The organism is Myxococcus sp. CA039A (genome assembly GCF_013336645.1).
Lineage (GTDB): Bacteria > Myxococcota > Myxococcia > Myxococcales > Myxococcaceae > Myxococcus > Myxococcus llanfairpwllgwyngyllgogerychwyrndrobwllllantysiliogogogochensis.
Map to the genome: position 1 here is coordinate 46,852 of NZ_JABUMQ010000022.1, position 11,962 is coordinate 58,813.

11 protein-coding genes and 1 tRNA gene are annotated in these 11,962 nt (G+C 69.1%); 5 read left to right on the forward strand and 7 right to left on the reverse strand.

Going from position 1 to position 11,962, the window contains the following annotated elements; all coding sequences use genetic code 11:
* Positions 1-148: 148 nt before the first annotated feature.
* The 6 genes from HR086_RS05730 to HR086_RS05755 form a co-directional block, all read right to left on the reverse strand.
* A tRNA-Leu gene (locus tag HR086_RS05730) sits at positions 149-230 on the reverse strand.
* Positions 231-317: 87 nt separating this feature from the next.
* Positions 318-734 (reverse strand): preprotein translocase subunit SecG, encoded by a 417-nt coding sequence (gene secG, locus HR086_RS05735; protein ID WP_174465069.1) that lies wholly within the window; start codon positions 732-734, stop codon positions 318-320.
* A gap of 93 nt (positions 735-827) precedes the next feature.
* Positions 828-1,601, reverse strand: a complete 774-nt coding sequence (gene tpiA / locus HR086_RS05740) for a triose-phosphate isomerase (protein ID WP_174465070.1) — start codon at positions 1,599-1,601, stop codon at positions 828-830.
* 48 nt (positions 1,602-1,649) lie between these two features.
* Positions 1,650-2,837: a phosphoglycerate kinase gene (pgk, locus tag HR086_RS05745; RefSeq protein WP_174465071.1), complete on the reverse strand. Its 1,188-nt coding sequence runs from the start codon at positions 2,835-2,837 to the stop codon at positions 1,650-1,652.
* A gap of 28 nt (positions 2,838-2,865) precedes the next feature.
* A complete protein-coding gene (gap, locus tag HR086_RS05750; RefSeq protein WP_141640853.1) occupies positions 2,866-3,876 on the reverse strand; it encodes a type I glyceraldehyde-3-phosphate dehydrogenase in 1,011 nt (336 codons plus the stop codon).
* Positions 3,877-3,976: 100 nt separating this feature from the next.
* Positions 3,977-6,832, reverse strand: a complete 2,856-nt coding sequence (locus HR086_RS05755; protein WP_174465072.1) for an N-acetylmuramoyl-L-alanine amidase — start codon at positions 6,830-6,832, stop codon at positions 3,977-3,979.
* Between the two features lie 78 nt (positions 6,833-6,910).
* Between HR086_RS05755 and HR086_RS05760 the strand changes: the two genes are divergently transcribed.
* Positions 6,911-7,606, forward strand: a complete 696-nt coding sequence (locus tag HR086_RS05760; protein ID WP_174455069.1) for a diacylglycerol kinase family protein — start codon at positions 6,911-6,913, stop codon at positions 7,604-7,606.
* Positions 7,607-7,701: 95 nt separating this feature from the next.
* Here HR086_RS05760 and HR086_RS05765 read toward each other — a convergent pair whose 3' ends face one another.
* Complete coding sequence (locus HR086_RS05765; RefSeq protein WP_246137768.1) at positions 7,702-7,902, reverse strand: hypothetical protein; 201 nt, start codon at positions 7,900-7,902, stop codon at positions 7,702-7,704.
* A gap of 326 nt (positions 7,903-8,228) precedes the next feature.
* Here HR086_RS05765 and HR086_RS05770 point away from each other — a divergent pair, with 326 nt between their 5' ends.
* The 4 genes from HR086_RS05770 to HR086_RS05785 form a co-directional block, all read left to right on the forward strand.
* Complete coding sequence (locus HR086_RS05770) at positions 8,229-9,824, forward strand: NAD(P)/FAD-dependent oxidoreductase (protein ID WP_174465073.1); 1,596 nt, start codon at positions 8,229-8,231, stop codon at positions 9,822-9,824.
* A 33-nt stretch (positions 9,825-9,857) separates the two neighbouring features.
* A complete protein-coding gene (locus HR086_RS05775; protein WP_141648331.1) occupies positions 9,858-10,226 on the forward strand; it encodes a hypothetical protein in 369 nt (122 codons plus the stop codon).
* A gap of 196 nt (positions 10,227-10,422) precedes the next feature.
* Entirely contained in the window at positions 10,423-11,562 is a 1,140-nt protein-coding gene (locus HR086_RS05780; protein ID WP_174465074.1) for a class I SAM-dependent rRNA methyltransferase, read from the forward strand.
* A gap of 48 nt (positions 11,563-11,610) precedes the next feature.
* Positions 11,611-11,962 (forward strand): OB-fold nucleic acid binding domain-containing protein (locus tag HR086_RS05785; RefSeq protein WP_254626199.1); only part of this gene is annotated, 352 nt, incomplete at its 3' end.

Sequence of the window (11,962 nt, forward strand, 5' to 3'; positions counted from 1 at the left end):
CAGCACTCGCGCCCTCTCCCCGAACGACGGAACACTCGCTCCCTCTGCGCCAGGGACGGCCTCATCGCCTTCGCAGGCCCCACGACAACCCCGACCCCTGAAACGACAAAAGCCCCCGAGTCTTTCGACTCGGAGGCTTCTATCGGAGTGCCCAGGGCGGGATTCGAACCCGCACACCTTTCGGCGCCACCCCCTCAAGATGGTGTGTCTACCAGTTCCACCACCTGGGCGTTTCTGCGCGGACCATCTACAGGACCGCACCGGATCACGCAACGAGTTTCTAACCGCTGCGTGCTCCAGATTTATTCGACGGGCTCTTACGGAGCCGGAGTCGGCGCCGCCGGCTGAGCAGGAGCCGACTGGCCCTCCGCCGGAGCCGCCGGAGCCTCACCACGAGGCTGCTCGACCGCGCCAGGCGCCGACTGCTCGCCCGCCGGAGCCGCCGCGCCCGGAGTCGAAGCCGCCGGAGGAGGCGCGGCCACCGAGCCACCCGCCGCCACCGAGGAGCGAAGCCCCACGAAGGAGAGGCCGAGCGAAGTGAAGAAGAACATCGCGGCACAGACGCCCGTGAGCTTGCTCAGGAACGTCACGGCACCACGGCCACCAAAGGCGCTCGTGGCCGCGCCGCCGCCGAGGGCCGAGCCCATGCCAGCGTCCTTACCCGGCTGCAGCAGGATGACGAAGATCATGAACACGCAAACGAGGACGTGCACGATCGTGACGAAGGTCAGCATGAGAGATCTTTCGAACGTTCCGTGAAAAGGAGGCGCACCCTACACAAACTGCCGAATGGGTGACAACTTCTTCCGCCCGCCAGTGAGCCTACTCTAGGTGGCCGCCTTGATGATGGCCGCGAAATCGCCCGCCTTGAGGCTCGCCCCGCCGACGAGCGCCCCGTCAATATCCGGCTGCCCCAGCAATTCCGCGGCGTTGTCGGGCTTCACACTGCCGCCGTACTGGATCCGCACCCGCCCGGCCGTCTCCCCGTCGTACAGCCGACCGAGGAGCCCTCGGATCGCCGCGTGGACCTCCTGCGCCTGCGCCGACGTCGCATTGCGCCCCGTGCCGATGGCCCACACCGGCTCGTACGCCAACACGAAGGTCGCCACGTCCTTCGCCTCGAAGCCCGCCAGCCCGCCCCGGACCTGACGCTCCACGACGTCCAGTGTCTGGTTCGCCTCGCGCTCGGCCAGCGTCTCGCCCACGCAGAGGATGGGCTTCATGCCGGCCGCCAGGACAGCCCGGGCCTTCTTGTTCACCGTCTCGTCCGTCTCGCCGAACAGCTGCCGGCGCTCCGAGTGCCCCACGATGACGTAGGCGCACCCCAGCTCCGCCAGCATCGGCGCGGACACCTCACCGGTGAAGGCACCGGACGACTCCCAGTGGCAATTCTGCGCGGCCAGTTGCAGCGGCGCCCCTTCCAGGGCGACGTGCAGCGGCTGCAGCGCCAGGAACGTCGGCGCCACCACCACCTCCACCACATCTCCGACGGCGGCCACGGTCCCCCGCAGCTCGCGCACCAGTGCCAGCGCCTCCGGCACCGTCTTGTTCATCTTCCAGTTGCCGGCGACGATCTTCCGACGACGAGCCGAGACGGCCATGAATCGCTCCCCCAGAGGTGTGGTGGTGTTGCTTGGCGACGCGGAAGATTAACGCGTTTCCAGCGCCTTGATGCCCGGCAGCTCCTGACCTTCCAGGAACTCCAGTGATGCGCCTCCGCCAGTGGACACATGGCTGAGCTCCTTCGCCACGCCCATCTGCTCCACGGCCGCCGCGCTGTCGCCGCCGCCAATGACGGTGACGGCCTGCTTGTTGTTCGCCATGGCCGTGGCGACCGAGCGGGTGCCCTCGGCGAACTTCGCCACCTCGAACAGGCCCATGGGGCCGTTCCAGATGACGGTGCGCGCGTCGCGGATGTGCTGGGTGAAGATGGCGCGCGTCTTGGGGCCGATATCCAGGCCCATCATGTCCTGGGGCACCACGTTGTCCGGCGTCTCGAGCGCGATGCTCTTGTCCGTCAGCTCCGTGCCGACGATGTGGTCCACCGGCAGGACGATGGGCGTCTTGAGCCGGTGCGCCGCTTCCAGGAGGCGCGTGGCCAGCGACAGCTTGTCCCCCTCGACGCGGGACTTGCCGACCTCCACGCCCTGCGCCTTGAGGAAGGTATAGGCCATTGCGCCGCCGATGAGCAGCGCGTCCACCTTGGGCAGCAGGTTCTCGATGACCTTGATCTTATCGCTGACCTTGGAGCCCCCGAGGATGGCCACGAAGGGCTTCTCCGGGTTCTTCAGCACGCGGCCCAGGTACTCGATCTCCTTCTTCATCAGGAGGCCCGCGGCCTTCTCCTTCACGAAGGGCACCATGCCCGCCGTGGAGGCATGGGCGCGGTGCGCGGTGCCGAAGGCGTCGTTGATGTAGACGTCGGCCAGCGCCGCCAGCTCGCGGGCGAAGGTCTCATCGTTGGCCTCCTCTTCCTTGTGGAAGCGGAGGTTCTCCAGGACGACGACCTGGCCTTCCTTCAGGTCCTTCACCTGCTTCTTCACGCCGTCCCCGATGCAGTCATCCGTGAGGATGACCTCGTGCTTGGGGCCGAGCAGCTCGGCCAGTCGCGCGGCGACCGGCTCGAGCGACAGCTTGGGGTCCGGGCCCTTGGGACGGCCCAGGTGGGAGGCCAGCATGACCTTCCCGCCGAGCTCCAGCGCTCGCCGGATGGTGGGCAGCGCCTCTCGGATGCGGGTGTCGTCCGTCACGCGCCGCCCCTCCAGCGGGACGTTGAAGTCCACGCGAATGAAGGTGCGCTTGCCGGTGAGCTGCAGCTCGTCGATGTAGCGGATCATCTGGTCTCCCCTGGGCCCCTGACGGGGACTAGACGCCCTTGGACACGAGGAACTTCGCCGTGTCCACCATGCGGTTGGAGAAACCCCACTCGTTGTCGTACCAGGCCATGACCTTGACCATGTTGTCGCCCATCACGAAGCAGTTCGTGGAGTCGAAGATGGCCGAGTGCGGGTTGCCGTTGTAGTCCACTGACACCGTCAGCGCGTCGCTGAACTCCAGGATGCCCTTGAGCGGGCCGGCGGCGGCCTTGCGGAACGCCTCGATGATGGCCTCGGCCGTCACGTTCTTGGTGGTGTTCACCGTCAGGTCCACCAGCGACACGTTCGGGGTGGGCACGCGCACCGACATGCCGTGCATCTTGCCCTTGAGCTGCGGCAGCACCTCGCCAATGGCCTTCGCGGCGCCGGTGCTCGAGGGAATCATGGACAGCGCGGCGGCGCGGGCGCGACGCATGTCATCGTGGGTGAGGTCCAGGATGCGCTGGTCGTTGGTGTAGCTGTGGATGGTCGTCATCAAGCCCTTCTCGATGCCGAAGCCGTCCAGCAGCACCTTGGCGACGGGCGCCAGGCAGTTGGTGGTGCATGACGCGTTCGAGACGATGTGGTGCTTGGACGCGTCGTACTCGCCGTGGTTGATGCCGTAGGCGATGGTCAGGTCCGGGCCCTTGGCCGGCGCGGAGATGAGGACCTTCTTGGCGCCCGCCTTCAGGTGCTTCTCGGCGCCCTCGCGGCTGGTGAAGCGGCCGGTGCACTCCAGCACCACGTCCACGTTCATGCTCTTCCACGGCAGCACCGTGGGGTCCTTCTCCGCGGTGACGGTGATCTCCTTGCCGTCCACCACGATGCCCTTGTCCGTCGACTTCACCTCGCCCGGCCAGGTGCGGTGCACGGAGTCGTACTTGAACAGGTGCGCCAGCGCGGCGGGCTTGTCGAGGTCATTGATGGCGACGATCTCGAGGTCTTCCTTGCGGCTGAGGGCGGCGCGCAGGATGCAGCGACCGATGCGACCGAAGCCGTTGATGGCGATGCGGGTGGCCATGTTCGTGTCTCCTTGGGAGAGGTGGGCGCGGATGGGGCGCCCACGGGTCATCACGTCAGAAAATAAGGGCCGCCGACCGTAGGCACGCGGCCCCGCCGAGTCAACGCTTCACGTCGCTCGCGCGACGACGCGCGCGCCGAAGCTGAACAATCACCCCGAGCAACAGCCAGAGTCCGGTGCCCGTTCCCGCGCCCGCCCCACAGCCGCAGCCGGAGTCACCGAGCGGATAGAACTGCGGCAGCGCGTCCAGGACGATGGGGGCCGGAGGCTCGGGCGGCTCCGGAGGATGCGGGTCCACCCCGCGCGGCGCCACGCATCCGCTCAGGAGGCCTGGGCCCGAATCGCCGGAGTCCCCGACGGGCGGAGTGGCCGGCGCGGGGAAGCCCGCGCGCACCAGGAACGCGGACAAGAGCCGCGCCCGGGCCGCCCGGTCCACCACCGACTCGAAGGGAACACCCAGCAGGAGCACCTGTCCCCCCGGCATGGAGAACACGCCAGCCGACAGGTTCGTCCCCGCGTACCGCAGCACCGCCGAGCCCCCCGACGCCGGGGTGAGCACGTCCGTCACTCCCACCGGGTAGGCCCCTCGGGTGCCGTCGTCCAGCGTCAGTCCGGTCAGCTCGGAGAGGAAGTCCCCCGGCACGCCCTCCACGCTCAAGGGCGGAGTGCCCGTGCCAGGCGAGGCCCGGAGGATGTCCGCGAGGAACGCCTTGTCATCCGCGTCCCCCACCGACAGCGCGGAGGTCAACTGACCACCGGACAACAACAGGTGACCGCCCCCCGTCACGAAGGCGCGCAGCGCGTCCTGCTCCGCGCGCGTCGGACGGGCCCCCGCCTCGCCACCCCGGCCGGTGAACCAATCCACCACGCGGTACCCCGCTCCCACGGACACCAGCCCCGCCGCCACCGCTCCGCTCGTCGCGCTGTCGAAGGCGAGCCCGGACTGGCTCATCGCATCGCCATGGCGACGCACGTACGTGCCGTCGTTCATCGCCTCCAGCAGCACCCGCAGCGGAGCCTGGAGGTCATAGACATCCAGCGCCTCGCCACAGGCCAGCGCCGAGTCCAGCCGCTCGAACGCGTTGACGACCAGCGCTGGCGGCGCCTCGCCCGCGCGAACCCCGACGATGGCGGAGGGGAAGCCCTCGCCGCCCGCGCTCACCGCCGCGACTCGGAAATAACGCACGGTGCCCGCCGCGAGGGGCAGGCTGAAGGTCGTCTGCGTCACCTCGGTCCCCTCGTCCCAGCCCTGACCATCCGCGCTCTGATAGATGCGGTACGCGGTGGGCGCGTCATGGCCCTCCTCGTCCGGGTTCGCCGCGGGTATGGCCCAGCGGACCTCCACCGTGCCCGCCGAGGCGTTGCGCGCCACCACCGCACCCGGCGCCTCCGGAGGAAGCTGGATGGCCACGCCGTCGCGGGTGGCGAAGTACTTGATGAGCCCCTGGAGGATGGCGCGCGCGGCGACACGTCGGAAGGCCGGCTCCTTGAGGCGGTTCGAGTCGGCGACGGCGTCGTGGTAGGCGATCTCCAGCAGCACGGACGGCATCTCCGAATTGTGCGTGGGGTTCACCTCGCCCAGGTTCGCGGAGCGCAGGTTGCGCACGCGCCAGTTGGCATCCACCTCTCGACGGACGTCCCGTCCCAGTTCGTCCAGCAGCGCTCGCGCCAGCACGTCACTGCCAGGCACGCCCGTGAAGTTCAGCGTGCCGTCCACCGGGTTCGGCCCGTACACGTAGGCCTCGGTGCCGATGACGTTTCCCGTCGTCGAGGCGTTGGTGTGCCAGGCCACGTAGACCGCATCCTCGCCCTCCTCGTGCAGCCACGCCGCGAAGCGCGCGCGTGCCGTCACGTCCGCGTTGCGCTCGTTGGCCAGGGCGTTGGCCCCGGTGGGCGCGTACACGGATGCCGGGGCACCACTGAACTGCACGTGGTAGCGCGCGGCCTCCTCGTAGCGGGGGCGCGGCAGCGCGGCCATCTGCGCATCGCCGATGACGCCACTGCCGCCGCCGAAGCGCACGGCGTCCAGCGACACCGTGCTCCCCTCCTCCGCGTCGTTCATCAGCACCACCGAGGCCGCCTCCGGCCCCGCGCCCGACTTGAAGAAGAAGCGACCCAGCAGCACCCACGTCCCGCCATGGCGACGCTGGTTGACGCGGAAGTGGCTCTCCCCTCCCGAGTGGCGCACCACATAGTGTGCATTCGTCGTCCGAGCGGGGTCCGCCCCATAGGAGACATAGACGTTGTAGTGGCCATCCGCCGGCACCACCGGCGCCCAGGTGGCCGACGCCGTGGGAGTGGTCGCGGTGGTGAGCACGCGCGTGGCCCCCAGCGTGAACGGCTCCACCGCGTTGCCCATGGGCGTCGGGGGCGTGCCCCAGCCCTTCTGCGCGGTGGTCTGGAACAGGCCGGCGTCCCCCTCCTGCGAGTAGCCCACACCCCCTTCGTCGACGATGACCATGCGCGGGTTGAGGTCCGACTCGCGCACCGGTACCACCGTGGCGCCAGCGCCCATCAACATGGGCAGCAGGTACTGGTTCACGACCTCCGCGGAGATGAGGTCCTCCACCACCGCCCATGTGTTGGGCCGCTGCGTGGCCCAGCGCCCCAGGGGAGCGGCCCGGTAGAAGCCGTGGCCCGGGCTCAGATAGATGACCTTCCCGGACAGCGCTCCGGCCCGCGTCCGGGTCTGCGGTACGCCCGCGAGCGACGCACGCACCGTCCCATCGCGAGCTTCCCGCCTCACGACGGGCGCCTCGGTGGCGCTCAGCTTGCGCGTCTCATGCGCGCGGGGCGAGGGCGCCGGGAGGTACACCACACCGGGAGGCTCCAGCCCACAGGCGTTCACTTCTTCTTCTTGAACAGGGGCAGGGGCCTGGGCCCCCGCGAGTGACGACGTCAACAGGAAGGCCAGCAGCACGCCACCTGGACGCGCCCGGAAGAAGTTGGTGCTCATGGCGAGTGACCTTACCTATTCACATCTCCACGGCAATCGAACCCGTGAGTGCTAGCCTGCCCGCCCCTTCAGCTTCCGATGACCGTACCTGCCCGGCCACCTCCCCACTTCCCTCCTCGTCGCGGCTCGGGGCTCTTCGCCTCGTTCGGCCACGCATGGGCGGGCCTCATCCACACCGTCGTCCACCAGCGCAACATGCGCGTGCACCTCACCTCCGCCATGCTGGTGGGACTGGTGGGCAGCGGCATCGCCCTGGGGCTCGCGGAGAAGGTGACGCTCATCTTCTGCGTGCTGCTCATCTTCTTCGCGGAGATCCTCAACAGCGCGCTGGAGCACCTGGTCGACCTGGCCGTGCAGCAGTTCGACGAGAAGGCCCGGCTCACCAAGGACGCCGCCGCCGCAGGCGTGCTGGTGCTCGCGCTGGGCACGGTGGTCATCTTCGCCGCCATCCTCGTGCACAACTGGGAGACGGTGCGCACCAGCACGGACGCCATCATCCGACAGGTGGCGTTCGGCATCCCCCTGACGGCCTGTGTCCTCGTGCTCGTGCTCCCCCAGCGCCGCCCGCTCTGGGTGGATCTGCTCGCCTTCCTCGGCGGCGGTGTGCTGCTGGGCATCCTGGCGACACGCTCGGCCAGCATGGTCTTCAGCGCGATGACGGCGGGGCTGCTCTTCGTCGCCGGCTCAGCGGCCTACACCCGCCGACGCGAAGCGCGCTCCACGGGGCAGCCACCGGGCGATTCGCCCATCAGCGGACATAAAAAAACCGGCTGACGCCGGTCCACCTGCCACCTCGTGGGCGGGAGCCCCGAAAACCAGTCCGGAGCCCGCTCACCCGCCGAGGGTCTATTCGGTGAAGTCTCGCACCATCAGGCGCGCTGGCGCCACTCGGAGCCCTGCTCCTGGGCCGGCACCGCGACTTCCTTGTCGCCTTCCTTCAGGTCCGACGTCACCAGATCAAGCAGCTCCGTGGCGATGCCGATGACCTGGTGCGGGGTGTACCCGCTCGCGCGCAGCTGGTTGAAGAAGGTGCGCGCCAGGATCCGGGTGCCCTTTTGATCGGTGCTCACAGTGAATGCCTCCAAATGGGGCGGCGAAATGAGGGGGGCCGCCGTGTAATCACGCGAGCCCTGTTCTTCAACCCCCGTGCCAGTCGTTCTCTTCCGGAATGATTCCGTAATAATTCCAATGACTTGGATGAAAATATGGCCCGGCATGGCCCCGCCAGGGGTGCGAAGGAGCCTACGCACCCTGGGGAACCCCCGAGGGAAGTGGATGGCGGGGTGCATCACGGGATACGCACCCGGATGAGGGCTCGGGCCCCCCGTGGTTTCAAGTGCTTGCAATCTTTCACCGGGGTGAAGCAGATACGCGCCCCCACCAGGAGCGAACGGCAATGGCGTATCGGGTGAACAACATCGGGCTGTGGCTGGACGAGCCGGAGGAGCTGCTCGGTCAGCGGGCCGCGGAGAAGCTGGGCGTCACCCGCTCCGATCTGGCCTCCGTGCGGGTGGTGCGTTCAGTGCTGGACGCTCGCAAGAAGGGCAGCCCCCGCTACATCTACACCCTGGAAGTGGAGATGGCCCCCGGCCGCAAGCCGGCGCACATTCCGCCGGACGTGGGCGAAGCCCCTCCGCCGCCGGAAGTCCTTCCCCCGGTGAAGCCGCCCGAGCAGTGGCCCATCATCATCGGCACCGGCCCCGCCGGGCTGTTCTGCGCCCTGGGCCTCTTGGAGCGCGGCGTTCGCAGCATCCTGCTGGAGCGCGGCCGTGAAGTCGTCGCGCGCCGCAAGGACGTGGCGAAGCTGATGCGCGACGGCACGTTGGACCCCGAGAGCAACATGAACTTCGGGGAAGGCGGCGCGGGCGCGTACACGGACGGCAAGCTGTCCACGCGCATCAACCACCCCATGGTGCGCAAGGTCATCGAGGCCTTCGCCCGCTACGGCGCGCCGGACCACATCCTCATCGAAGGCAAGCCGCACATCGGCTCGGACCTCCTGCCGGGCGCGGTGGCGAAGCTGCGCGAGGAGCTCATCGCCGGCGGCTGCCAGGTGCACTTCGAGCAGCGCGTGGACGACATCCTCTACCGCGACGGGCACGTGGCCGGCGTGAAGCTGGCCGACGGGCGCACGCTGGAGAGCAATCGCGTCATCCTCGCGCCCGGCAACTCCGCGCGGGAATTGTACGAGCGCTTCGCCGCCGACGGCCGCGTCCTCGTGGAGGCCAAGCCCTTCGCGCTGGGCTTCCGCGCCGAGCATCCGCAGGCGCTCATCAACGGCATCCAGTACGGCAGCGCCGCGAAGAATCCGAAGCTGCCCCCCGCCGACTACAAGCTGGCGGAGAACCTGGACGTGGATGGCGAGGTGCGGGGCGTCTATTCGTTCTGCATGTGCCCGGGTGGAATCGTGGTGCCCACACCCACCCAGGACGGGCTCCAGTGCACCAATGGCATGAGCAACTCGCGCCGCAACGCGCGCTACGCCAACGCCGGCATCGTCGTCTCCGTCTCCGTGGCGGACTTCGAGCGCGAGGGCTTCCGCGGCCCGCTGGCGGGCCTGGAGTTCCAACGGCACTGGGAAGAGAAGGCCTATGAGTTGGGTGGCGGACGCTTCTTCGCGCCGGCGCAGACGATTCCGGACTACCTGGCCGGCCGCGTGAAGAAGGACCCGGGAGGCACCAGCTACCGTCCGGGGCTGGCGCACGTGGACCTCAACCGCCTGTTCCCGGAGCGGCTCACCACCTCGCTCAAGCAGGCGTTGAAGACGTTCGACCGGAAGATGCGCGGCTTCATCAGCGAGGAGGGCAAGCTGATTGGAATCGAGAGCCGCACCTCGTCGCCGGTGCGAGTCACGAGGAACGAACTTCTTCAGTCGGTGTCCATGAAGGGACTGTATCCGGCGGGCGAGGGCTGCGGTTACGCGGGCGGCATCGTCTCGTCGGCCATTGATGGTCTGCGCATCGCGGAGCAGATTGCCACCGAGCTGGCGTGAGGCGAGGTCGTGCCTCACGGAAGGAGAGCTGCCATGCGTTACATCGTGCGCACTCCGGACGGAGAGCTGACCTATCCCAGCCTGGGTGACGTGGAGCGCGCCTACACCCAGGGACTGGTGGACCCGGACGACGAGGTGCGGGAGGAGAGCTCCAGCCTGTGGCGCAAGGCGGGCAGCCTGCCCGTGCTCGCCCAGGCACGCCGTCCGTCGTCGGGGCTGGCCGCTCGGGGACAGTGGCTGCCCGTGGCGGGCGCGGTGCTCGTGGGCGCGTTGGCCCTGGCGCTGGTGCTGCGCGACTCCTGGCACCTGCGAATCCTGGGCATCATCCTGGCGCTCGTCGTCAGCTCCATGCTCACCCGGGTGACGTTCAAGGCGTTCAAGCGGCCTCCACCCCAGCCGTGAGCATCAGAGGCCCGGTCCCCTCGGCCGAGGCGCTCCAAACGGCATCCCCCCGGCTTCGCGGCTCGCCCCCTCCCCTGCCCTCCAGCGCGAGGGCCAGGCGTCCGCCGACATCGGCAAGCGCACGGCCCATGTTGTCCGCTGGAAGCAGTCCACGGGCGTCCGGTCCCGTGGCACCACGCGAGAGGGAGGACGCACCTTGCTCAGCACCTATCTGTCCCGGGATGCCGCCCGCCGCCTGAAACACGGCGCCCCCTGGCTGCGCCGGGAGGACATCGTCTCCATGGAGGGAACGCCCCAACCCGGGGAGCCCGTGCAGCTCCGGGACGAGGACGGCGCGGTGCTGGGCCTGGGTGACGTGGACCTGGAGGCCTCGCGCGCCGTGCGCCGCCTGGGCATGCCGGACGAGGCCGTGGAGGGCCTGATTCCCCGCCACCTCCGCCACGCCTTCGAGCGCCGGGGCCGGCTGGTGGATGACCCGCGCTTCTGCCGGGTGGTCAACGATGACGGGGACGGCCTTCCCGGCCTCATCGTGGACCGGTACGACACGCACTTCGTCGTGCAGACCCTCACCCGCTCCATGGACGCGCGGCACCAGGAAATCACCCGCGCGCTGGTGGAGGTGACGGGCGCGGCCTCGGTGCTCCTGCGCAATGACTCCGGGCGCCGTCAGGTCCTGGGCCTGCCCACGCAGCGGCCCCACGTCCTCTACGGCACCCCGCCCCGCTGGTGCCGGCTCTTGGAGCTGGGCGCCCGGTTCACCGTGGACCTCACCTACGGCCAGGGCACGGGCTACGCGTATGACCAGCGCGAGCTGCGGCGCGTCGTCGGGCGCATGGCCTGGGACGGCCGCGTGCTGGACGCCAGTTGCAACGTGGGCGGCCTCTTCGTCCACGCGGGACTGCATGGCGCCCGACACATCCTCGCCTTCGACGCGGACGCGGATGCCGGAGACCTGGCCCGGGAGAACGCGGAGGCCAACGGGCTGTTCGGCCGGGTGATGGTGGAGAAGGGCACTGCCCTCCAGGCCCTGCGCGCGGTGCGAGAGACCTTCGACCTGGTGTTGCTGGACACGCCCTGGGTGGGCTCCGAGGAGGAGTTCGTGGAGCAGATCCGGTACGCCCTGCGGCGCACCCGCCATGGGGGCCGCTTGCTCGTGGTCGGCTACCACCCACCACTGGCCCTGGGCGGCTTCGACGAGCTGGTGGCCACCGCCTGCGAGGCGGAGGCGCGCATCGCCACCCGGCTGTCCCGTCCTGGACTCCCTCCGGACCACCCCACACTGGTGGGCTCCCCTGGCGCGGAGTACCTCGACGCGGTGGCGCTTGAGGTCACCTGACGCGAGTCCCCCGCGCCGCCTTCCGGGGTGCTAGTGTCCGCGCCCGCGATGACCAACGAAAACGTCCCCGATACCGCGACCCCCACCCCGGCAGGTTCCGTCGAGACCGTCCGCAAGGTGTACGCGGTCGACCTGCGTGAGAAGGACCGCGTCAACACTGTCTTCCGCGTCACCAAGAAGGAGAAGGTGACGGCCCGAAGTGGCAAGGTGTTCCTCGCCATGACGCTCGTCGACAAGAGCGGCGAGGTCGACGCGCGCGTCTTCGACAAGGTGGACGCGCTCGAGCCCGCCTTCCAGTCGGGCGACTTCGTGCTCGTCCAGGGCAACGTCATCCAGTTCCACGGCCGCACCCAGATTGTCGTGGAGGCCGTGGAGCGCCTGGATCCCGAGCCCCTGGACC